This is a genomic window from Microbacterium sp. 4-7 (genome assembly GCF_014332665.1).
In the GTDB taxonomy this organism is placed as follows: domain Bacteria; phylum Actinomycetota; class Actinomycetes; order Actinomycetales; family Microbacteriaceae; genus Microbacterium.
The window spans coordinates 23807-44745 of the sequence record NZ_MCRH01000006.1 but is presented as its reverse complement, the minus strand read 5'-3'; the positions used below and the strand labels follow the sequence as shown (position 1 = coordinate 44745).

At 68.6% G+C, this 20939-nt stretch carries 21 protein-coding genes; 3 read left to right on the top strand and 18 right to left on the bottom strand.

Annotated elements, in window-relative coordinates; all coding sequences use genetic code 11:
- Positions 1-5: 5 nt before the first annotated feature.
- The 8 genes from BEP68_RS12620 to BEP68_RS12585 all read right to left on the bottom strand — a co-directional run bounded on the left by BEP68_RS12620 (position 6) and on the right by BEP68_RS12585 (position 8199).
- Complete coding sequence (locus BEP68_RS12620) at positions 6-1031, bottom strand: sugar phosphate isomerase/epimerase family protein (protein WP_120493742.1); 1026 nt, start codon at positions 1029-1031, stop codon at positions 6-8.
- Positions 1028-2140 (bottom strand): sugar phosphate isomerase/epimerase family protein, encoded by a 1113-nt coding sequence (locus BEP68_RS12615; RefSeq protein WP_187250189.1) that lies wholly within the window; start codon positions 2138-2140, stop codon positions 1028-1030. Before BEP68_RS12615 ends, BEP68_RS12620 begins: the two co-directional genes overlap by 4 nt.
- Positions 2137-2547, bottom strand: coding sequence for a DUF6379 domain-containing protein (locus tag BEP68_RS12610; RefSeq protein WP_187250188.1), 411 nt, complete (start codon positions 2545-2547; stop codon positions 2137-2139). Before BEP68_RS12610 ends, BEP68_RS12615 begins: the two co-directional genes overlap by 4 nt.
- Before the next feature lie 67 nt (positions 2548-2614).
- Complete coding sequence (locus tag BEP68_RS12605; RefSeq protein WP_187250187.1) at positions 2615-4135, bottom strand: GMC oxidoreductase; 1521 nt, start codon at positions 4133-4135, stop codon at positions 2615-2617.
- Positions 4132-4926 carry a TIM barrel protein gene (locus tag BEP68_RS12600; RefSeq protein ID WP_187250186.1) on the bottom strand — a complete coding sequence of 265 codons (795 nt, stop codon included), beginning with the start codon at positions 4924-4926 and terminating at the stop codon, positions 4132-4134. The genes BEP68_RS12605 and BEP68_RS12600 overlap by 4 nt, the downstream gene beginning before the upstream one ends.
- A gap of 89 nt (positions 4927-5015) precedes the next feature.
- Positions 5016-5852: a carbohydrate ABC transporter permease gene (locus tag BEP68_RS12595; RefSeq protein WP_187250185.1), complete on the bottom strand. Its 837-nt coding sequence runs from the start codon at positions 5850-5852 to the stop codon at positions 5016-5018.
- A 1-nt stretch (position 5853) separates the two neighbouring features.
- Positions 5854-6813 carry a carbohydrate ABC transporter permease gene (locus BEP68_RS12590; protein ID WP_187250184.1) on the bottom strand — a complete coding sequence of 320 codons (960 nt, stop codon included), beginning with the start codon at positions 6811-6813 and terminating at the stop codon, positions 5854-5856.
- Between the two features lie 84 nt (positions 6814-6897).
- Positions 6898-8199 (bottom strand): ABC transporter substrate-binding protein, encoded by a 1302-nt coding sequence (locus tag BEP68_RS12585; RefSeq protein WP_187250183.1) that lies wholly within the window; start codon positions 8197-8199, stop codon positions 6898-6900.
- A gap of 230 nt (positions 8200-8429) precedes the next feature.
- Between BEP68_RS12585 and BEP68_RS12580 the strand changes: the two genes are divergently transcribed.
- Positions 8430-9371 (top strand): LysR family transcriptional regulator, encoded by a 942-nt coding sequence (locus BEP68_RS12580; RefSeq protein ID WP_187250182.1) that lies wholly within the window; start codon positions 8430-8432, stop codon positions 9369-9371.
- A 16-nt stretch (positions 9372-9387) separates the two neighbouring features.
- On the opposite strand, the gene BEP68_RS12575 is transcribed toward BEP68_RS12580, so the two are convergent.
- The 10 genes from BEP68_RS12575 to pcaH form a co-directional block, all read right to left on the bottom strand.
- Entirely contained in the window at positions 9388-10866 is a 1479-nt protein-coding gene (locus BEP68_RS12575; RefSeq protein WP_187250181.1) for a DUF6379 domain-containing protein, read from the bottom strand.
- Positions 10867-10886: 20 nt separating this feature from the next.
- A complete protein-coding gene (locus BEP68_RS12570; RefSeq protein WP_187250180.1) occupies positions 10887-12194 on the bottom strand; it encodes a DUF6379 domain-containing protein in 1308 nt (435 codons plus the stop codon).
- A 117-nt stretch (positions 12195-12311) separates the two neighbouring features.
- Entirely contained in the window at positions 12312-13481 is a 1170-nt protein-coding gene (locus BEP68_RS12565) for a thiolase family protein (protein WP_187250179.1), read from the bottom strand.
- The gene (locus BEP68_RS12560; RefSeq protein ID WP_187250178.1) at positions 13478-14113 is read right to left on the bottom strand and encodes a 3-oxoacid CoA-transferase subunit B; all 636 of its coding nucleotides are present in this window, start codon (positions 14111-14113) and stop codon (positions 13478-13480) included. The genes BEP68_RS12565 and BEP68_RS12560 overlap by 4 nt, the downstream gene beginning before the upstream one ends.
- On the bottom strand, positions 14110-14877 hold the full coding sequence (locus BEP68_RS12555; protein WP_187250177.1) for a 3-oxoacid CoA-transferase subunit A: 768 nt from the start codon (positions 14875-14877) through the stop codon (positions 14110-14112). Before BEP68_RS12555 ends, BEP68_RS12560 begins: the two co-directional genes overlap by 4 nt.
- Entirely contained in the window at positions 14874-15266 is a 393-nt protein-coding gene (pcaC, locus tag BEP68_RS12550; RefSeq protein ID WP_187250176.1) for a 4-carboxymuconolactone decarboxylase, read from the bottom strand. Before pcaC ends, BEP68_RS12555 begins: the two co-directional genes overlap by 4 nt.
- Complete coding sequence (locus tag BEP68_RS12545) at positions 15263-16039, bottom strand: alpha/beta fold hydrolase (protein ID WP_187250175.1); 777 nt, start codon at positions 16037-16039, stop codon at positions 15263-15265. Before BEP68_RS12545 ends, pcaC begins: the two co-directional genes overlap by 4 nt.
- Complete coding sequence (locus BEP68_RS12540; RefSeq protein ID WP_187250174.1) at positions 16036-17343, bottom strand: lyase family protein; 1308 nt, start codon at positions 17341-17343, stop codon at positions 16036-16038. Before BEP68_RS12540 ends, BEP68_RS12545 begins: the two co-directional genes overlap by 4 nt.
- A gap of 44 nt (positions 17344-17387) precedes the next feature.
- Positions 17388-17948, bottom strand: coding sequence for a protocatechuate 3,4-dioxygenase subunit alpha (pcaG, locus tag BEP68_RS12535; RefSeq protein WP_187250173.1), 561 nt, complete (start codon positions 17946-17948; stop codon positions 17388-17390).
- A 2-nt stretch (positions 17949-17950) separates the two neighbouring features.
- Positions 17951-18769, bottom strand: coding sequence for a protocatechuate 3,4-dioxygenase subunit beta (gene pcaH, locus BEP68_RS12530; protein WP_187250172.1), 819 nt, complete (start codon positions 18767-18769; stop codon positions 17951-17953).
- 118 nt (positions 18770-18887) lie between these two features.
- Between pcaH and BEP68_RS12525 the strand changes: the two genes are divergently transcribed.
- Both BEP68_RS12525 and BEP68_RS12520 read left to right on the top strand, forming a co-directional pair.
- Positions 18888-19640 carry an IclR family transcriptional regulator gene (locus BEP68_RS12525; RefSeq protein ID WP_187250171.1) on the top strand — a complete coding sequence of 251 codons (753 nt, stop codon included), beginning with the start codon at positions 18888-18890 and terminating at the stop codon, positions 19638-19640.
- Positions 19641-19728: 88 nt separating this feature from the next.
- Complete coding sequence (locus BEP68_RS12520) at positions 19729-20910, top strand: 4-hydroxybenzoate 3-monooxygenase (RefSeq protein WP_187250170.1); 1182 nt, start codon at positions 19729-19731, stop codon at positions 20908-20910.
- Positions 20911-20939: the final 29 nt, after the last annotated feature.

Genomic DNA, 20939 nt, shown 5'->3' with positions numbered 1-20939 from the left:
CCGATTCAGACCGCGACTGCGGTCTCTTCGATCGCACGACGCATGAGGTCGTGCTGCTTCTTGACGAGGTCGATGGGGTCGCTCTCGCCGAGGTCCGAGAACGCGTGACCCTCCCACTCGCTCGAGAGGTACCCCTGGTATCCGCCCTCGACGAACTGGCGCACGATGCGGGGGATGTCCATCGCGGGCTCCTCCCCGTCGGGGCCGATGTCGTAGAACTTGGCGTGCACGTGGAAGATCTGCGGCATGATGTCGAGCCATTCCTCCGGCGGCACAAGGCCGTGCATGTTGAACGCCAGGCGCGTGAAGGGTCCGAGGCGCGCGAAGTCGAAGTTCTCCGACGTCAGGAAGTCCTCGAACTTCTGATTGCGCACGTGCATGGGCGTCGGCTCATGCCAGATCTCGTCCATGACGGCGAAGTACTCCTCGGGCATGCCCATCTGCCGCATGGTGCGCAGAAGGGTGGGCGAGAGCGAGTGCATGGTCGACGAGAAGTCGGCGGTGAAGCCCAGTCGATCGGACTGCAGCTCGTCGTACATCTCGCGCATCTGCAGCACCTGCGGGTTGTTCGGACCCGACGGCGCATGGATCTCGTAGCCGAGCTTCTGGTCGTACTTCTCCGCCAACGGCAGCAGACTGCGCAGCAGCTCCTTGCCGTGCGAGCGGATGACGACCTTCTTGAAGCCGAGCGTGTGCGCGGTCTTGAGCTGTCGGGCCAGGAAGTCGTGCTCCTCGTCGGGGGTCATGTCGCGATCCTTGCGGCGGCCCATGTCGAGGTTCGTGCCGATCGCACTCGGCTCGAACCCGTAGCGGTCCATGCTGTCGCGCCAGAGCCGCACGAAGTCGTCGTCGACATCGGGGTAGGTGCGCAGCATCTGCGCGATGTTGAACTCGATCCCGGGGCCCAGGCCGTGGTCTGCGGCGGCCTTGATGAGCGTCTCGGGGGTGTAGAGCCCCGCGGCGAACTCGGAGGTGAGCGAGTAGAGCGTGATGCCCAGCTTGATGCCGGTGCCGGCGATTCCGTCGGTCATGCGCGGAGTCCCTTCGTGAGAGCGTGCGGGAGGTGGGCGGCGAGCGCGCGGTGCGCCTCGGCCGCGTCGGTGATCATGCGGCTGCCGGCGTTCTCGGCCGCGGAGCGCTGAACGGCCTGCTCGCCGGCGATGATCTCGAACGGGCTCTGCCAGTGGTTCCAGTGCCAGCCCTCGTATTCGCTCGACACGGCACCGGAGTAGCCGTTCTCTAAGAGCAGCGTGATGAGGTCGCGCACCGGCACCGACGGCTCTTCGCCGTTCTCGTCGATTCCGAAGAACTTGCCGTGCACGTGCTTCACCCACGGCATGATCTCGAGCCAGTCGTCGACGCGCGCGGGTCCGAACAGGCCGGTGCCGTTGATGCCGAAGTCGATGCCGAGGTCGGGTCGACCGTTCTGGGCGGCGAGTCCGATGAAGGATCCGAAGCGCTGCCCGTGCACCGCCTGATCCGCCGGCGGGCCCTGCTCGTAGTAGGTGTTCCACAGGTCGACGACCTTGCCCAGCAGCTCCTCCGACGCACCACGCCGGCGGTAGGCCTCGATGAGCGAGGGCGCGAAGCCCGAGACCGTGGCGCCCCAGTCCATGGTGAATCCGAGGAAGGGCGATCCGACCTTCTCGTAGCGGTCGCGGAGCGCCAGGATGCGCGGATGCGAGGCGTACTGATCGGCATGCACCTCGAGGGCGAGCGTCACCCCGTGCTCCTCGGCGATCGGCGCGAGCGCCTCCATCGAGTCCGGGGTGATCGAGATCTGCACGCGGGCGATCGGGAAGCCGAGCTTCGCCGCCGCCTTGATCTGCAGGGTCATGTAGTCGATGAGCTCGTCCTGCGTCAGCAGACGATCGCGATGGATGCCGATGTCGGCGTTCACGGCGAGCGAGGTGGTGACCAGGCCGACCTCGTCGATCAGGTCGCGGAACCACCCGGCGAAGGAGTCCTCGATGTGCGGGAAGCCGCGGAAGCTTGAGAAGCCGATGATCTCGAGACCGGGCCCGTAGCCCTCGTCCGCCACCTTGCGGATCAGCTGCTCGAGGTCGTATTCGCGACCGTGGAAGGCGCGGGTGAAGCTGTACAGTGTGACGCCCTGGATGGGTGTGCCCTGAGCGGTCATGCCGCCACCTCCTGTGCCTGACGCGCGGTCATGGTCTTGGTGTCGTGCTCTTCGATGTGCAGCGTCTCGGTGTCCGAGATGATGATGTAGGGGATGTACAGCGTCAGGTCGACCCGCACCTCGTGCTCGTCGTCCGCCGTGATCGGCAGGTCGCCCGAGAGCACCGCCGAGTCGACGGGGAACCACCACTCCCCCGTCTCATCGAGGAGCTCGTCGAAGCGGAACTCCCGACCGTTCATGCGCCAGCGCAGCGAGTCGGACGGCGCCTCGACGCCGTCGATGGTGAGCGTCGCTCCGGCGATGCAGCTGCCGGGCAGAGCGCGGTACCAGGGGAGGCGCACCTCCACCGACGCGCGTGTGCCGTCGACGGCGAGCGTGCCTTGTTCGATGATGCGATCGGGGATCACGTGCTTCTCCTTGACTACTTTGTCTTGATTTAAACAGACTAATGTCGTTTTCCTGCATAAGCAAGAGTCAGCGCAGAGATCCGGCGATCTTCCTCGCTCCGCGCACGGCGAGAGCGACCGAGGTCAGCGTCGGATTGCAGGCCGTCGACGTGGGGATCACGTTGTTCCCCGCGACGAAGAGGCCGGGGATGCCCCACACCTCGCTGTCCGGCGAGCAGACGCTGCGACCATCGTCGGTCTGGCCCATGCGCGTGCTGCCCTGATAGTGCAGCGAGGCCCCGGCCGGCATCGTGAACGGACGCTCGTCGAGAGGGTCCCCCACAGCGCGACCCAGGCGCACGATCTCCTCACGGGCACGATCCATCACCGCGTGATCGTGCGGCGTGAGCGTGTAGTGGATGGTCATGGCCGGCATCCCGTAGCCGTCGACGACATCGTCCGAGAACTCGACGCGGTCGTCCCACTGCAGGTCCTTGGCACAGAACAGGCCAAGACCGACGATCGAGCCGGGGACGATCGGATCGTCCTCTGCGAGCGGCACCGGCGAGGCGTCGAGCTGCATGATCTGGCCGTGGAACGGCATCGCATCGGTGAACGGCACCCAGGTGACGCCGCTCTGCTCGCTCAACGCGCCCGACGCTGCGACAGCATCCTCGGACCCGGCGTGCACGTCACGCAGACGCGCGGCGAACACGACCTGCGTCTGGTCGTTCAGCATGCGCCCGAGTGCTTCCGGACGGATTCCCGACGCCCACAGCACCTGCGGGGTGCGCAGTCCGTCGGCGGCGACGACCACGCACCGGGCGGCGACCGACTGCAGCGTTCCGCTGCGCAGATCACGGACCTCGACCCCCGACGCGGCGCCGCCCTCGGTCAGCACGCGTGTGACAAGCGACTCGTCGTAGAGGGTGAAGCGCGGATTCGTCCGCGTCGCGTCACCGAACACGACGTCCGACCCCGACCACACCAGGCGACCGTCGTCGCGGCGATGCACGGCCAGCGGCATCCGCTGCGCCCGATGGGCGTGGTCGCGGTCCGCGTCGACCGCGGCGGAGAGCCGTTCCCGCACGATGGTCGCGAAGGGCGACGAGTCGAACGCGTCGGTCGTCACCCCCAGCAGTCTCTCCGCCTCGGCGAGCAGCTCGTCGAGATCGGGCAGGAAGTCGATGCGCTCGCTGTCGTTGGGCCGAGGGCACGCGGCGGTCCAGTGCGCGCCCATGCCGCCGACGTTGCTCGAGAAGGCGGCGACGGGCATGCCGTCCTCGCCCTCGACGCGATAGCCGTCGGGCAGCAGGTAGGTTCCGGCACGTCCGCGGCGCTGCCCCGACTTGGCCGCACCGGGATCGGAGATCGTCGCCGCGCGCTCGCCCGGCCCCTCAGACCGCGCCTGGGCGAGAGCCCGCTGCTCGGCATCCTCGATGTTCTTCACGTGGGATCCAGGGGGATCCGACACGGTCGGCCCGACCTCGAACATCGCTATCGAGACGTCCGGTGCCAGCTCGCTCAGGATGCGCGCGTAGGCGGCGCCGTTGGGCCCGCTGCCGACGATGACGACGTCGACCGATGCGGGGTAGTCACGCGGGTTCATGCTGCCGCCGCGACCTCTCGGATGAGTCGGACCGACTCCTCGGAGGCGGTCTGCGGGTAGTACTCCAGGCCGATCGGCCCGTCGTATCCGGAGGCCCGGAGGATGCCGAAGCGCTCCGCCCAGTCGAGCGACCCGGTGCCGGGCTCCCCCCGACCGGGCGCGTCGGCGAGCTGCACGTACTTGATGACGTCGCCCGCGTTCTCCAGCTCGGCGGCCATGTCCTCCCCCTCGACCGCCGAGTGGTAGATGTCGTAGAGCACCCCGAAATCGGGCGAGTCGACGCCTCGGGCGACGTAGACGGCCTCGGCCGTCCGATCGAGCAGCGAGCCCGGGTGGTCGACGCGCACGTTCACCGGCTCCAGCACGAGGGTGACCCCCGACCCGTCGATCTGCGCGATCGCCTTCTGATAGATCTCGATCAGCTTGTCGAGCTGCACCTGGCGCTTCCAGCCGCCGAAACCGGTGCCGCTGCCCACCACGAGGCGCGGCGTGCCCAGCTCCCTGGCGATGTCGACGCCCTCGTCGAGCTTGCGGAAGAACTCGGTGTGGTCCCACGGCGGGATCATGAACTGCGTGCGGGGCTCGGCCAGCTGAGCGGTCAGCTGCACGCCGGTCTCTTCGAGCGCTGCCTTGAGTGCGGGGATGTCCTTCGGGGTGGCGGGGGCGTCGACTCCGGTCGGCCCCCACATCTCGACGGCGGTGAATCCCGCGGCTGCGGCGGCCCTCACCCGGTCGTGGTAGTCGCCGGCCTCGGTGAAGAGGAGCTCGATATTGGGCGCAAGAAGGTACATGATGCTCGTTTCTCGACGGGACGTCGGTGCACAGGAGGCGGTGAGAGGGGTCGGTGGAGGACGGCGAGTGCCGGAGCACCGCCGAGCGGTCAGCCTTTGAGTCCGCCCGCGAAGCCCTGGATGAAGCGCTTCTGGGCGAAGAGGTAGAACACGAGGATCGGGATCATCGACACGATGACGATCGCGAAGATCTTGTTCCACGACGAGACGAGCGAGCCGATGTAGTAGTACATCGCGACCGGGAGGGTCTGGTTCGCGGAGCCGCCGAGGAAGATCAGCGAGGTGAAGAAGTCGTTCCAGACGATCAGCCCCGCGAGGATCGCGACCGTTCCCGTGGCCGGCGACATCAGCGGCAGCACGATGCGGAAGAAGATCTGCGTGCGCGACGCTCCGTCGATCGTCGCGGCCTCCTCGTACTCGGTGCCGAGACTGCGGAAGAAGCCGGCGTAGAGGAAGATCGACAGCGGCAGCAGCATCCCGGTGTAGAGGATGACCATCCCCCAGAGCGATCCGGTGAGGCCGAGCGTGCGGGCGCCGATGTACAGGGGCACGGTGCCGAGCTGGGTCGGCAGCACGATCGCGATGAGGAACAGCATGTAGGCGGTGCGGCTCCATCGGCGGGTGCTGCGGGAGATCACGTAGCCGGTGATCGCTCCGAGCAGCACGAGGCACAGGATGCTCCCCGCGGTGATGATGATGCTGTTCACCAGCCCGAGCACGACGTTCGAGTTTCCCTGAGCGGTCAGCACCTCGACGAAGTTGCCGAGGTCGGGGCTGGTCGGAGGCGCGAGGTTCGACGAGGTGATGACCTCCTGGTCGGACTTCAGCGCCGTGGTGATCAGGAAGTAGAAGGGGGCCAGGAAGACGATCGCGATGATCCAGATGAGGACCTCGCGCAGCGCGGTGAATTTCGTGTAGCGGAACATGTCAGTCCTCCTCGGGGCGACCGTTGGTCAGACGCTGCTGGATGATGGCGAACACCAGGATGATCACGGTGAGCAGCAGCGCGAGCGCGGCACCGTATCCGAAGTTGCCGAGGGCGAACGACTCCTTGTAGACCTGCGTCGCGAGCGTCTCGGTCGCGCCCGCGGGTCCCCCGCCGGTCATCGCCATGATCTGGTCGAAGATGCGGAGCCCGTTGACGAGACCGAGTGTCGTCGCGATCGCGACGGCGGGGCGGATCGACGGCAGCGTGACGTGCCAGAAGCGCTGCCACAGGTTGGCGCCGTCGATCGCGGCGGCCTCTTCGATCTCGACGGGCACCGCGGCGAGGCCCGCCATGTAGATGACCATCGCGAAGCCGATGTTCTGCCAGACGACCACCACGAGGATCGTCCAGATCGCCCACATCGGGTCGGCGACCCAGGCACGGGCGAACTCGTCGAGTCCCAGTGCCCGGAGGAACGCGTTGATCGGCCCGTTGTAGTCGAAGATGAACTTCCACACATAGGCGACCGCGAGCGGGCTGAGCACGACCGGCATGAAGAAGAGCACGCGGAGCGCGTAGCGGGTCTTCAGGCCTCGGTTCAGCCCCAGAGCCAGCGCGAGGCCGGCGATGTTGCTGAGGATCACCGACACGAACGCGAGGAAGAGCGTGTTGCCGAGGGAGCCGATCTGCGTCGGATCGCCGAAGATCTTCACGAAGTTGTCGAACCCGATCCAGGCGAACGTGCCGATTCCCGACCAGTCCGTGAAGGCGAAGAAGCCGCCGATCGTCGTGGCCACGTAGTGCACCGCGAGCACGAGGATGATCCCGGGAAGCGCCCACCACCAGTGGCCGAACTTCAGCAGACCGGGCCTGCGCGGAGCGGGCGGGCGGCGGCGTCCGTTCTGCGAGCTCTTCGGCACGATCACCAGCTCGGTCTCGGACTCTGTCCTCAGGCTCATGATTCCCTCATGTTCGTACGTCGTCGTGCGAGTTATGGGAGCGGCCGTCCGGGTGCGCGTGCGCGACCCGGACGGCCCTCGTCGTCAGTCGCCCCAGGCGTTGTCCATGTCCTGGAGCACCTGGTCGATCGTCTTCTGCCCGGTGAGCAGTCCCTGGACGCCGACCTGCAGCGCCTCGTAGACCGACGGGTTGGGCCAGATGTTGTTCGGCAGCGTGGCGTACGAGCCGTCTGCGATGAGGTCGACCACCGGCGAGTAGATGGTGTCCGAGAGGTCGAGGTTCTCGTAGCCCGAGATGGGCAGCAGGCCGGACTTCTCGTAGTACAGCTCCTGAGCCTCGTCTGTGGCGAGCCACTCGACGAACTCCTCCGCCGCGGGCTTCATCTTCGACGCCGCGTTGATCGAGATCGTGTAGTTCGAGCTGGCGAGGATGTACGGGTCTCCGCCATCCGCGGCCGGGAAGGGCTGCACCTTGAAGTCGGCCTCCGCCGGAGCGGCCGTCGCGATCTCGACCGCCGACCCCGAGGGGATGAAGCTGCCGACCGAGGTGCCCTGGGCGAGACCGTTGGTGATGGCGTCGAAGCCGCCGCCCTCGGCGCCGGGCTGGAAGCAGCCGCCGTCCTTCAGATCGATGAGGGTCTGGAGGGTGTCCTTCCACCCGTCGGACTCGGCGAACGTCGTGTCGCCGTCGGCGCGCTTGGTGTTCCAGTCGGGGTCTTCGGCGTAGACGCGCGTGGCCGCGATGCCCTGGGCGGTGAGTCCCGCGTTCGGTCCGGCGGCACCCGCGAGGGCCAGCAGCGACTTGCCGTCGGCCGAGAGGGCGTCGCAGGCCGCGTAGAGCGACTCCTCGTCGGTCGGGAACTCGTCCAGTCCGTTCATCGCGGCCGTGCCCATGCTGGCGACGACCGCCGCGATGGTGAAGTCCATCGGCTGGCCGTAGGTCTCGCCGTCGATCTCGAAGATCGGCTCGCTTCCCGCCGGCACGAGGCCCGTTGCGGTGTCGCCCAGCGGCTCGAGGAATCCTGCCTCGGCCAGCGGGATGAGACCGCGCGCATCGCCCGAGCCGGGAGTCGTCTGGATGACGTCCGAGGCGTTGCCGGCCTGCAGCTGGGTGCGGATGGTCTCGCCGTACTTGTCGTTCGGCGTCGGGTTGAGCGTGATCTTCACGTCGGGGTTCGCGTCCATGTACGCCTTGGCGAGGGACTCGTACGGGCTCTCGAGGTTGTTCGAGGTCGCGAAGGTGAAGCTGAATGCCTGGTCTCCGTCGGAGTCGCCGGTGCCGCCTGCGGGGGCGGATCCGGAGCATCCGGCGAGGATGACGATGCCCGCTGTCGCCGCGGCGAGAACGCCTGTGCGGAGGACGCGAGATCGAGAGTGCTGTGACATGTCCAGCCTTTCTGACTACGTTGTCGGGGACTCAGGGGCCTGAGTCCTGTGCTGTTCTGCCAGTATCGACCCGATTGGTCAGAAACACACATAAGTACTTTGGATGCATCGCATAAGTCCGCCTGAACGGGGCCGGGAACCCATCCAGCGCACCGATGGTCGCCCCCGGCCGGATAGATTCGGTCGATAGGATGGGGCAACGCAACCCGATGCCGAAGGATCACACTGTGGTGACCGACCATGCCCTGCTGTCCCGACTCGACCTCAATCTGCTCGTGTCGCTCGACGCTCTGCTCACCGAGCGCAGCGTCACTAGGGCGGCGGAACGGCTGCACCTCAGCCAGCCCGCTCTGAGCGCCTCGCTGTCACGCCTGCGGACCCACTTCAACGACCAGATCCTCGCTCGACGCGGCAACACGTACGAGCTGACGCCGTTCGCCCTGCGTCTGGCCGAGCACACCACGACCGCCCTCGAAGCCGCCAGACGCGTGTTCGAGAGCCAGGCGACCTGGACCCCCGCCGAGTCGACGCGTGAGTTCTCGATCTACGGGTCCGACTACGGCTTCGCCACCATCGGCGCCGTGGTCTCGCGTTTGGCCGCCGAGCGCGGGCTCGGGGTGCGCTTCCGGTTCATGCTGCACAATCCCACCGTGGTCGAGGACGCACCGAATCGGCTGCGTTCCGTGGACGGGATGATCATCCCCCACGGGTTCCTCTCGGACCTGGCCTACGCCGACCTCTGGCGCGACGAATGGGTGGCCCTCGTCGCCGACGGCGAGCACGGCATCGACGGCGACTTGACGATGGAGCACCTCGCCGAACGCCCCTACGTGATGACCTACCAGTCGCGCACCGCGTTCACCTCGGCGAGCCGGCAGATCCAGCAGCTCGGCGTCGAACCGCGCGTCGACGCCGTCGTCGAGAGCTTCCTCGCCCTCCCCCTCTACGTGGCGGGCACGCGTCGCATCGGCCTGATCCAGCGGGCGCTCGCGCCCCTCGCCGCACGGCTCGGCGGCGTGCGGATCGTCGAGCTCCCCTTCGAGCCCACTCCGCTCGTGCACGCGCTGTGGTGGCATCCGGTGCATGCTCGCGACCCCGAGCACGCATGGATGGTGGAGCTCTTCCAGGAGGCGGGACGCATCGTGGAGTCCGGCGCTCACGCCGACGACTGACCGCGCCCGCAGCGCGTCAGACGACGGCCGTGACGCTGCGCATGCTCTCCCGGATCAGGTCGTGCTGGCGACGCACGAGGATGAGCGGATCCACCTCACCGAGCTCGGCGAAGGCATGGCCCTCCCACTCGCTCGACCAGTAGCCCCGGTAGCCGCCCTCGACGAACACCCGCACGAGCTCGGGATAGTCGATCGCCGGCTCCTGTCCCTGCTCGTCGATGTCATAGAACTTCGCATGCACATGGGTGATCTGCGGCATGATGTCGGCCCATTCGGACGGCGCGACGTGTCCGTGCATGTTGAAGGCGAGGTGCGCGAAGGATCCCAGCCGACCCGGGTCGAAGTCGCGTCCGCGGAGGTAGCCGATGAACTCCTCCTGGCGCTCGCGCATCGTGGCGTCGGTCGCCCAGATCTCCTGCAGTCGTCCGACCGCCTCGTCATCGAGACCCGCTCGTCGCACCGCTCGGAGCAGGGTCGGAGACATCGAGTGCATGGTCGACGAGAAGTCGGCCACGAACCCGAGCAGCGGGGAGTCGAGCTCGGCATACGTCTCGCGCACGCGGAGGATCGATTCGGAGTTCGGACCCATCGGCGCATGGATCTCGTACGCGAGCTGGAGCTCGAGCCGCTCGGCCACCGGAAGCAGCCGCCGCAGCAGCTCGGGCTTCGCGCTCTGGATGCGCACGAGCGGGAAGCCGAGCTTCTTGGCCCCCTCGAACAGGAGCTCGCTGAACTCGAACTCCTCGTCGGGCGTCATGTCGCGATCGCGCCGGCGGCCCATGTCGAGGTTGGCGCCGAACGAGCTCGCGTCGAACCCGTGGCGATCGAACGCCGCACGCCAGGTGCGCAGGAAGTCGTCGGAGACCACGGGATACGTGGGCACCATCTGCGACGCGACGATCTCGATGCCGGGGCCGATGCCCAGCTCTGCGACGCGATCGAGAAGGCCGTCGAAGTCGAACCAGCCGGCGCGGAACTCCGCACTGGCGGAGTACAGCGTCAGCCCGAGGCGGAAGGGGTCGGACTCGGTGGCCGGCGGTGGTGGCGCGGCCTCGGAGACGAGCGCGGGCGCGGCATCCGGCCCCTGCCTGACGGTCAGGTCGAGCGACTGCCGCACGACGTTGGGCACGTACATCCCCGGGCCGCCGTCCGCGCCGGGCGCGATCTGCATGTACGGCAGCCGCAGGTCGCCGGCGATGCCGATGCGATGCGCCTCGCCGAGGGCGAGCGGCCGGTCACGACGCACCACGAGCAGCGGATGCTGCTGCAGGAACCAGAGCGTCTCACTCTGCTCCGGCAGCTCGTCGATCCGATAGGTGCGACCGTCGAGTTCGACGCGCAGATCCTCAGGGGGCACCTCCTCTCCGTCCACCGTGACGGAGATCGTGCTGACCGACGACAGCCAGAGGCTGCGGTACCAGGGCAGGGTGAGGGCGAGGGCGACGCCGTCGGGGTGCGCGCGCAGGCTGTCCTGCTGGATGAGTCCGTTGGGCATGATGCGTCCTTCGTGAGATGTCAGTCGAGCCCTGCGACGACACGTCGCAGAAGGGAGTGCTGGCGGCGGATCTGCTCGATCGAGCGCCAGGGGTCACGGACGCCCTCGTACTCGCTGGAGAGGTAGCCCGTGTACCCGGAGTCCTTCAGCGCCCGCAGCACCGGCTCCCACGGGATCTGCTGATCGTCGAGGTTCTCGTCGATGTCGTGGAACTTCGCCTGGATGAACACGACGTACTTAGCGATGTCGGCGATGTCGGCGGGGTCGACGGCGATGCCGTCCATGAAGGCGGGACGCTGGCCCGGCAGCTCACCGGGGCGCAGCGCGATCGGTCGGTCCTGGAAGATGCCGGTGTCGAGCAGCAGGCCGAAGTGCGCCGTTCCCGTGCGCTCGATGAGGTCGATGTAGTCGTCGACGACCTCATGCTTGATGGGCGTGGGCGAGTGGATCTCGGGACAGATGATCACGTCGAGCTCGGCCGCGAGGTCGAGCGATCGTTCCACCGATTCGGTCCATGCCGGATGCGGCACCAGATCGCTCGACACGACGCCGATCTTCGGGCGCACGAATCGGAAGCCGAGCTGCTTCGCGAGTCGCAGGTCTCGCTGCAGGATCTCGGCGCCCTCCGCACCGGTCAGGTCACGGGCGTTGCGGCCGCTCGAGTGCAGTCGCGTGTCGATCCAGGATCCGTAGTTCGTCGGCTCGAGGCGATACGTGTCGAGCAGCTCGAACCAGCGATCGAGCCAGGCCGTCGAGGGGGTCGGGTAGCCGGCGACGTGCCCTTCGCCGAGGATCTCGATGCCCGTGGCGCCGACGTCGGCGACGTGGCGGAAGGCGGTCTCGAGGTCGAGCACGGTGCCGAAGTCGGTCATGTAGCTGTAGAGCGAGACGCCGTACTGGAACGGGCCGCCGTCTCTGTCGGAGGTGAGGGTGATGTGCCGCGTCTCGCGGTAGGTCGACGGCTGGTGCTCGATCGGGATGTACGACATCCGCAGACGCAGTTCGATCGACACCTCGTGGATGCCGTCCGGAAGCCCGCCGGCGAGCGGCACGGTCACGACCGCGGCCTCCTCGAGCGGCCAGCGCACCCCGTCGCCGTCCCACAGCTGCTGCAGCGTGTACGTCGCACCGCCGAGCGTCCACAGTGGCACCTCGGCAGGGACATCGACGACATCGCCCACCCGCACGGCGACCCCGTCGATCAACGACGCGGACATGCCGCGATACGACGGCATGCGGAGCCTGATCTGGAATCCGGTCGTCGCTCCGCTCTCATCGCTGACGTTGCGGAAGCCGGTGGCCTGGAGGATGTCTCGTTCGAGCAGCATCGGAACTGGGTCTCCTTGTCGTGCCGCGTCGTCGCGACAGGACGAATCTATCCTCTTATGCGTTCTTTCGTCATAAGTAGTACTGATACGCGCATAAGCAACGACAGCGGCCCGTGCTCATCGCTCCAGGACGAGCGCGAGCCCCTGGCCGACGCCGATGCACAGCGCCACCACCGCAACGCCTCCGCCACGGCGCACGAGCTCGTGCGCCGCTCGCGCCACGACCCTGCCCCCGGATGCACCGAGCGGATGACCGATCGCGATGGCGCCTCCGTGCACGTTGAGTCGGTCGGGGTCGAGGTCCGGCCATCCGGCCAGACACGCGAGCGACTGCGAGGCGAACGCCTCGTTGAGTTCGACGAGGTCGACCTCGTCCCATGTGCGCCCGGCCCGCGTGAGCGCGCGATTCGCGGCTTCCACCGGCGCGATGCCGAACACATCGGGGTCGTTGCCGAAGACTCCTCGCCCGGCGATGCGTGCGAGCGGCTCGCCGTCGATCACGCCCTCGGCCCCGAGCAGGACCGCAGAGGCGCCGTCGTTGATCGGCGAGGAGTTGCCAGCCGTGACGGTGCCGTCGGCGGCGAACAGCGCTCGCAGGCCCGCGAGCTTCTCGAGGGTCGTGTCGTCGCGGATGCCTTCGTCCCGCGCGAGATCGATGCCGGGCACAGCGACGATCTCGCCGTCGAAGACGCCGTCCACCCACGCCTGGGCGGAGCGCCGATGACTGCGCAGCGCGAAGGCATCCTGCGCGTCGCGCGTGATCCCGAACACCGTGGCGAGCTTCTCAGCCGATTCGCCGTTCGAGATCGTCCAGTCCTTCGGCAGGGCCGGGTTCGTCATCCGCCACCCGATCGCGGTGTTCCACATCGTCGGGTTGCCGACCGCCGGCCACGGCTTCGGCGACTTCTCGACGACATACGGTGCGCGACTCATCGACTCGACCCCGCCGGCCAGCACGATGTCGGCGTCGCCCGTCTCGATCGCCCGGGAGCCCTGGATGACCGCTTCGAGACTCGACCCGCACAGGCGGTTCACCGTCGCCCCGGGCACCGTCGTCGGGAAGCCGGCGAGCAGGGCGGCGAAGCGGGCGACGTCGCGGTTGTCCTCCCCCGCCTGATTCGCATCACCCAGGAGCACGTCGTCGATGCGGGCGGGGTCGATTCCCGTGCGCTCGACGACGGCGGCGAGCACCACAGCCGCGAGATCGTCGGGCCGGACGCCCGCCAGCGCCCCTCCCGCTCGACCGAACGGCGTGCGGACCGCGTCGTAGATGAAGGAGGCGGTCATGAGAGCTCCAGTCCGGTCAGTGCGCGCAGCGTCTCCACGGTGTTGTCGCCGAAGGCCTCCTGCACGACGAAACGACCGTCGACGACGTCGAAGACCGCATGGTCGGTGTAGACGCGGGTCACGCAGCCGACCCCGGTGAGAGGGTAAATGCATTCGGTCACGAGCTTCGACGAGCCGTCCTTCGCCAGCAGGTCGGTCATGACGAACACCTGCTTCGCGCCGATCGCGAGATCCATGGCCCCGCCGACGGCCGGGATCGCACCCGGTGCACCTGTCGACCAGTTCGCGAGGTCCCCGTTCTGGGCGACCTGGAAGGCACCGAGCACGCAGACGTCGAGGTGCCCGCCGCGCATCATCGCGAAGGAGTCGGCGTGGTGGAAGTAGGCGGCCCCGGGGAGCGCAGTGACCGGCTGCTTGCCCGCGTTGATGAGGTCGGGGTCGATCCGGTCCGCGACCGGCGCAGGCCCCATGCCGAGGAGGCCGTTCTCGGTGTGCAGGATGATCTCGAGGTCGGCCGGCAGGAAGTTCGCGACCAGGGTCGGGGCCCCGATGCCGAGGTTGACCACGGCGCCCTCGGGGATGTCGGCGGCGATCCGTGCCGCGAGCTCGTCACGCGTGACGCGGGTGGTCATCGCACGCCTCCTTCGCCGGCGGTGCCGGTGGCGGCGGCATCCAGCGGCCGACCCTCGATGTCGACACCGCCGATGAACCCCGCGTCGCCGAGCCAGGCACGACGCCCGACGGCGACGACACGATCGACGAAGAGACCGGGGGTGACGACGGTCTCGGGATCGATGGACCCGAGGGGCACGATCTCGTCGACCTGGACGATCGTCGTAGCTGCCGCCGATGCCATGACCGGACCGAAGTTCCTGGCGGTCTCGCGATAGACGAGGTTGCCCCATCGATCGGCGGCGCGGGCGCTGACCAGCGCGACATCCGCCGCGATCGGGTACTCGAGCACGTAGCGCCGACCCTCGATCGACCGCTCCTCCTTGCCCTCGGCGAGCTGGGTGCCGACGCCGGTCGGAGAGAAGAAGGCCCCGATGCCCGCGCCGGCTGCCCGGATGCGCTCGGCGAGATTGCCCTGGGGCACGATCTCGAGTTCGATCTCACCTGCGCGGTAGAGGCCGTCGAACACCCAGGAGTCGTGCTGCCGTGGGAACGAGCACATGATCTTGCGCACCCGCCGCTCGGCGAGCAGCGCTGCGAGCCCGGTGTCGCCGTTGCCCGCATTGTTGGCGACGATCGTCAGGTCCCCCGCACCCTGCGCGATGAGGGCGTCGATCAGTTCGACCGGCTGCCCCGCGCGCCCGAAGCCGCCGATCATCACCGTGGCACCGTCGGTGATTCCGGCGACTGCCGTCGCGGCATCCGGCACGGTCTTGTCGATCACGATGCCCCCTCGGCGGCGAAGACCTCGCCCGCGATGCGGAACGCGGTGTTGGCCGCGGGGACCCCCGAGTAGACCGCGGACTGCAGGATCACCTCGCGGATCTCGGCGACGGTCAGACCGTTGCGCAGAGCCGCGCGCAGATGCATCGCGAGCTCTTCGTGATGACCGTGCGCGATGAGCGACGAGAGCACGGCGATCGACCGCGAGCGACGATCCAACCCTGGACGCGACCAGACCTCGCCCCAGGCGACGCGCGTGATGAAGTCCTGGAAGTCGGCGGTCAGGTCGGTCGTGGCGGCGATCGCACGGTCGACGTGCTCATCCGAGAGCACCGCTCGCCGCACCGCGAACCCCTGGGTCCGACGTTCGTCATCGCTGAGACCGGTCATCGCCGGCTCCTCTCGTTCAGGAAGTCATCGAGCAGGGCGGAGATCTCGGCGGGGGCGTCGACCGGTGCGAGGTGCGACGCGGACGCGACACCGGCAGTCCGGCCGTCGCGCACGCCGTCGGCGATCTCTCGCGCGGAGCTCTCAGGCGTCACCTGGTCGCGCTCGCCCCAGATCGCGAGCACCGGGGCGTCGATCTCGTGCAGTCGCGCGCGCACGTCGTACTCGGCCAGCGCCTCGCAGCATCGTGCGTAGCTCTCGTCGTCCGCGTCCTGCAGCGCGTGCAGCAGTCGTCCGGTGAGATCAGGATGCGCGGCGACGGAGCCGGGCGCGAACCAGCGCTGCGCCGAGGCGATGATCAGGGCCGACGTGGACTCGGCACGCACTCTCGCGGCGCGCTCGCGCCAGGCCGCGGCCTCGCCGATCACCGCGCCCGAGCAGAGGATCGCGCCTCTCTCGACGAGAGTCGGATGCCGCAGCAGCAGCTCCAGGCCGACTGCTCCGCCGAGCGAGACGCCGGCGTAGCGGACGCTGTCGGCTCCCCGATCCCGAACCGCGGCGGCGACCGCATCCGCGAGGTCGGACACCGAGAACGGCACGGTCGCGGGAGTCGAGGCTCCGTGCCCCGGAAGGTCCCAGGCGACGACACGGTGCGACGTCGCGAGCGTCGGGGCGACCGACTCCCAGAGGATCGTCGAAGTGCCCAGCGACGGGCCGAGGATGAGCAGCGGGGCGCCGGATGGTCCGATCGGTTCGGTGAACGCGAGCTCGATCATCGGCCATCCTCCGATCCGTCGGCGCCCGTGTAGGACGTCGGGTCGAGCAGGCCCTCGAGGTCGAGATCCGCGGCTTCGGGCAGCGCCCGCACGAGCCCTCCGAGATCGGCGCCCTCGGCGGCCGACGCGATGAGCTCGTCGAATCTCGCCCGCCCGATCAGGGGCACGAGCACGATCGCGAGCCGCTCGCTGACGATCAGGGCGCCGGTGAGCGCGAGGTTCCGCGATGCCGCACTCGGATCGACGCGCAGGCTCCGGGCGAGCGAGGACGCGTGCGCCGAGGCGCCGAGCGCGAGTCGGAGGAGTTCGCGCAGCGTCGGCCATTCGGCGTGCCATGCGCCATCGGGCCGCTCGTCGACGGCCAGCGCTGCGACGAGGTGCAGTGTCGCTCCCAGGTGCGGCGCCCGCAGGGCGGCGGAGCGGATCAGCGTCGATGCGACGGGATTCTGCTTCTGCGGCATCGCCGACGACCCGCCGCCGCGTCCCTCGCTCAGCTCGCCGATCTCGGTGCGGCTCAACGTCGCCACGTCGCTCGCGATCTTGCCGAGCGCGTCGATGGTCTGCACCAGGGCGTCGCCGAGCTCGGTGATAGGCCAGCGTGTGACCTGCCACGACTCGGCGGGAGTCTCGAGCCGAGCGTGCCGCGCGAACCATTCCACGAGCGACTCGGCTCTGTCGACGGAGCCCGTGATCTCGACGAACGACGCGCGGGTGCCCGCCGCTCCCGCGAGCTGCGCCGGGAACTCCAGCGCAGCGAGTCGGGTGATCGCCCGGTCGACGCCTCGCACCCAGGTCGCGACCCGGGCTCCCAAGGTGATCGGCAGAGCGTGCTGGGTCAGCGTGCGCGCCGCGACGACATCGCGGCCGTGCCGCTCGGCGACTCCGCGCAACCCGTCGACGACCCCGGTCAGAGACTCGCGCACACGCTCGACCGCGGCGAGGGCGATGATCATCATCGCGGTGTCGACGATGTCCTGGCTCGTCGCGCCGCGGTGGACCCAGGGACGCAGAGGCTCCGGCACGCGGTCCTTCAGCTGCGCGACGAGGGGGATGACCGGATTCCCTCCGTCGACCGACGCCGCGACGAGGGCGGGCAGATCGACCGCATCGGTCGCGGAGGCATCCCCGCGCAACGCGCGCACGATCACCTCATGCTCGCTCTCGGGCAGCATCCCGATCTCGCGATAGGCCGTGACCAGCGCCTGCTCGGCACAGACCAGCGCCTCGAGCACGGCCGCATCGCTCACCGCCTCGTCGTGCCCGGCCGTCACCGGCGAGAGCAGCCCCTCATCGAATGCCGTCATGACTCGCCTCCTCCTGCTCGACGCGCGCGACGCCGCCGATCGCCTCAGTAGACAAGGAACACCGTCTCCCCGTCGCCCTGCAGGCGGATGTCGTGTGTCAGCCAGCCGTCGGGGGTGCGCGTCGCGATCAGGGTCGCACGCTCCTCCGTCGACAGCGAGGCGAGCAGTGGATCGGCATCGAGAGCTGCCGAGTCCTCAGGCAGGTAGATGCGCGTGTGCAGCTTGTCGGGCAGGCCTCGGGCGTAGACGATCGCCGCGAAGAACGGTGCGCGCGCGCCTGCTGGGCCCGGGTTGCGCGTCCAGAACTCGTAGCGGCCCTCGTCGTTCGTGAAGGCACGGCCGAATCCCGTGAACGTGTGGTCGTCGCGGCGGAACGATCCGCGGGCGCGGGGCACGGTGCCGTCGGCATCCGCTCCAAAGATCTCGATGAACGCATCCGGGATCGGGTGGCCCGCTCCGTCGCGCACGGTGCCGGCGAGCAGGATGGCGCCTGGTGAGTGCGGCGAGGCGATCTCGTGCATCTTGGGGTACTCGACCCCGTACGCGAAGAACGGACCGACGGTCTGTCCGGGCGTCGGTCGGCGGGTCCTGGTCGGAACGGACATGCTCACGCCTCCTCCTGCTCGAACCACGTGGCGTCGGGGCCGTCGACGACGATGTCGAAGCGGTAGCCCGTCGACCACTCCGGCGATGTCAGATCGTGGTCGTAGACGCCGATGAGGGCGTCGCGGTCCTTCTGCCGCCAGATCGTGTTGTAGATGGGGTCCAGGGCGAAGAGCGGATCGCCCGGGAAGTACATCTGCGTCACCAGCCGCTGGGTGAACGACGAGCCGAAAACCGAGAAGTGGATGTGCGCGGGCCGCCAGGCGTTCGCGTGGTTCTTCCACGGATAGGGCCCCGGTTTGATCGTGGTGAAGCGGTACTCGCCGTCGGCGTCGGTGATCGCGCGACCGGCGCCGGTGAAGTTCGGATCGAGCGGGGCCGGATGCTGATCGCGCTGGTGGATGTACCGGCCCGACGAGTTCGCCTGCCACAGCTCGATGAGCTGGTCGGCGATCGGACGGCCCCAGGAGTCGAGCAGCCGCCCGCGCACGGTCATCCGCTCGCCGAGGGGCTCCCCCGCATGCTGGATGGTCAGGTCGGACTCGATCGCCGCGACATCGCGCTGTCCGAACGCGGGCGACAGCAGCTCGATGGTCTCGGGGTCGACGAGGCGTGGGTTCTTCGTCGGATGCCGCAGCAGGCTCGAGCGATACGGCGCGAAGTCGTGCATCGTCGCGGGGAGCACCTCACCCGCGGCCTCCCGGCGCTCGAGTGACGCGTGCAGGTCGACGATCTCCTGCGTGATCTCGGCCTGACTGACCTGAACGGGCGATGCGAGCAGCGACTCGGGCGCGGCGGCGATCGTTCCGGATGAGGCGGTCATGGGTGTCTCCTTCGACACGGCGGGCTGCGTTCACAGCATCCTGATCCCCGGGGCGGACGAATGGTGTCCGATTCCCATCCAATGAGACACGAGGCGCGCTGCGTGCGATCATCGACGCATGGCCAACTCCTCCTCGGGCGACTCCGTCACCGAACGACTGATCCGCGTGCTCGAGACGTTCACGCCCGCGCGCACCGTGCAGAGCGCCGCCGAGATCGGCCGCAGGGCCGGGCTGCCCGCGTCCTCGGCGCATCGCATCGTGGGCGAGCTCGTCGATGCCGGAATGCTCGAACGCGACGACGACCGGAGGATCCGCATCGGGATGCGTCTGTGGGAGCTCGCCACGCGGTCGTCCCATGCCCTGCGTCTTCGTCAGGCGGCGCTGCCCTTCATGGAGCGAGTGCAGTCGCGGGTGCGCGAGCACACCCAGCTGGCGATCCTGGAGCAGGACGAAGCACTGTTCCTGGAACGCCTCAGCAGCCCGGAATCCGGCTCGAACGTCACTCGGGTGGCGGGGCGTCTTCCCCTGCATGCGTCGTCATCGGGGCTCATCCTGCTGGCATACGCCGACCGGGCGGTGCAGGAGCGCGTCCTCGCCGGTCCGCTGCCCGCGGTCTCCGCTGAGACCATCACCGACCCGGCCGCGCTGCGTCGCAAGCTCGCCGAGGTCAGGGCCGTCGGGCATGCAGCGGCACCCGGATACATCGAGGCCGTATCCACGGGTGTCGCCGTGCCCGTGCACGATGAGACCGGGAGCGTCGCGGCGGCGCTCTCGGTCGTGCTGCGCCGCGAGGCTCCGATCGAGCCGGCACTGCGCGAACTGCTCGCGGCGGCGCGGGACATCGAGCGCGCACTGGGCGGGCGCCGCTGAGGCGGAATCCCATTCAACGGTAGAAGGCGCTGGGTGCCGCGCCCACGCGCCCACAATGGCTGGCGACACATCCGTCGAAGGAGACGCCATGACCATCACCGTCCGCACCCGCGTCGCCATCGTCGGCGCCGGCCCCGCCGGGCTCCTGCTCTCGCACCTGCTGGCCGATGCCGGCATCGAGTCAATCATCCTCGACAGACGCGGCCGCGACGAGATCGAGTCCACGATCCGCGCCGGCATCCTCGAGCAGGAGACCGTCCGGGTGCTCAGCGAGACCGGGGCGAGCGACCGGGTGCTGACGGTCGGCAACCGGCACGACGGCATCGAGCTTCACTTCGAGGGCGAAGGTCATCGCATCGACTTCCCCTCCCTCACCGGCCGCAGCGTCTGGCTGTATCCGCAGCACGAGGCTCTGAAGGATCTGATCGCCGCGCGGCTCGCCGCAGGTCAGGATCTCCGATTCGAGACCGAGGCCACTGCCGTCGGCGACGTCGAGAGCGATCACCCCTGGGTGACCGCGACCTCAGCGGACGGCACCGATCTGCGCATTAAGGCCGAGTTCGTGGTCGGAGCCGACGGCTCGCGCAGCGTCGTGCGCCCCGCTGTCACAGGCTCCTCCTCCGGCGGATACTTCCGGGAGTACCCGTTCGCGTGGTTCGGCATCCTGTGCGAAGCGCCGCCGAGCTCCGACGAGCTGATCTACAGCAACTCCCCCGACGGATTCGCGCTGATCAGTCAGCGCAGCGCGACCGTGCAGCGCATGTACTTCCAGTGCGACCCCGAAGCCGACCCGCATGCCGTCTCCGAAGCCGAGATCTGGGACACCCTGCAGGCGCGCGTTCCCGGGACGGCCCTGACCGAGGGTCCCATCTTCCAGAGGGACGTTCTGCGCTTCCGCAGCTTCGTCGCGCACGAGCTGCGCCACGGACGCGCCGTGCTCGTCGGCGACGCCGCGCACACCGTGCCCCCGACCGGCGCCAAGGGCATGAACCTCGCCGTCGCCGATGTCGTGCTGCTCGACCGGGCCCTGCGGGCCCTGCTGCTCGAAACCGACACGCGTCTCATCGATGCGTTCGCCGACACCGCACTGCGCCGCATCTGGAAGGCCCAGCACTTCTCGTGGTGGATGACGAGCATGCTGCACACCGCGTCGGATGCATCCGCGTTCGATCAGCGTCGACAGGTCGGGGAGCTGCGCTCGGTCGTCGAGTCGGAGGCAGGTCGCACCTTCCTCGCAGAGGCATACACCGGATGGCCGCACGGGGTCTGATCATTCCGCGGCGAGCGCCGCCCGCCGGA

Coding starts and splice junctions, on each gene's coding strand:
- BEP68_RS12595 (WP_187250185.1), bottom strand. CDS start 5,852: ATGTTCCGCTACACGAAATTCACCGCGCTGCGCGAGGTCCTCATCTGG.
- pcaG (WP_187250173.1), bottom strand. CDS start 17,948: ATGTCCGTTCCGACCAGGACCCGCCGACCGACGCCCGGACAGACCGTC.
- BEP68_RS12520 (WP_187250170.1), top strand. CDS start 19,729: ATGACCATCACCGTCCGCACCCGCGTCGCCATCGTCGGCGCCGGCCCC.
- BEP68_RS12545 (WP_187250175.1), bottom strand. CDS start 16,039: ATGATCGAGCTCGCGTTCACCGAACCGATCGGACCATCCGGCGCCCCG.
- BEP68_RS12600 (WP_187250186.1), bottom strand. CDS start 4,926: ATGTACCTTCTTGCGCCCAATATCGAGCTCCTCTTCACCGAGGCCGGC.
- BEP68_RS12540 (WP_187250174.1), bottom strand. CDS start 17,343: ATGACGGCATTCGATGAGGGGCTGCTCTCGCCGGTGACGGCCGGGCAC.
- BEP68_RS12620 (WP_120493742.1), bottom strand. CDS start 1,031: ATGACCGACGGAATCGCCGGCACCGGCATCAAGCTGGGCATCACGCTC.
- BEP68_RS12570 (WP_187250180.1), bottom strand. CDS start 12,194: ATGCTGCTCGAACGAGACATCCTCCAGGCCACCGGCTTCCGCAACGTC.
- pcaH (WP_187250172.1), bottom strand. CDS start 18,769: ATGACCGCCTCATCCGGAACGATCGCCGCCGCGCCCGAGTCGCTGCTC.
- BEP68_RS12615 (WP_187250189.1), bottom strand. CDS start 2,140: ATGACCGCTCAGGGCACACCCATCCAGGGCGTCACACTGTACAGCTTC.
- BEP68_RS12560 (WP_187250178.1), bottom strand. CDS start 14,113: ATGACCACCCGCGTCACGCGTGACGAGCTCGCGGCACGGATCGCCGCC.
- BEP68_RS12575 (WP_187250181.1), bottom strand. CDS start 10,866: ATGCCCAACGGACTCATCCAGCAGGACAGCCTGCGCGCGCACCCCGAC.
- pcaC (WP_187250176.1), bottom strand. CDS start 15,266: ATGACCGGTCTCAGCGATGACGAACGTCGGACCCAGGGGTTCGCGGTG.
- BEP68_RS12605 (WP_187250187.1), bottom strand. CDS start 4,135: ATGAACCCGCGTGACTACCCCGCATCGGTCGACGTCGTCATCGTCGGC.
- BEP68_RS12525 (WP_187250171.1), top strand. CDS start 18,888: ATGGCCAACTCCTCCTCGGGCGACTCCGTCACCGAACGACTGATCCGC.
- BEP68_RS12585 (WP_187250183.1), bottom strand. CDS start 8,199: ATGTCACAGCACTCTCGATCTCGCGTCCTCCGCACAGGCGTTCTCGCC.
- BEP68_RS12590 (WP_187250184.1), bottom strand. CDS start 6,813: ATGAGCCTGAGGACAGAGTCCGAGACCGAGCTGGTGATCGTGCCGAAG.
- BEP68_RS12565 (WP_187250179.1), bottom strand. CDS start 13,481: ATGACCGCCTCCTTCATCTACGACGCGGTCCGCACGCCGTTCGGTCGA.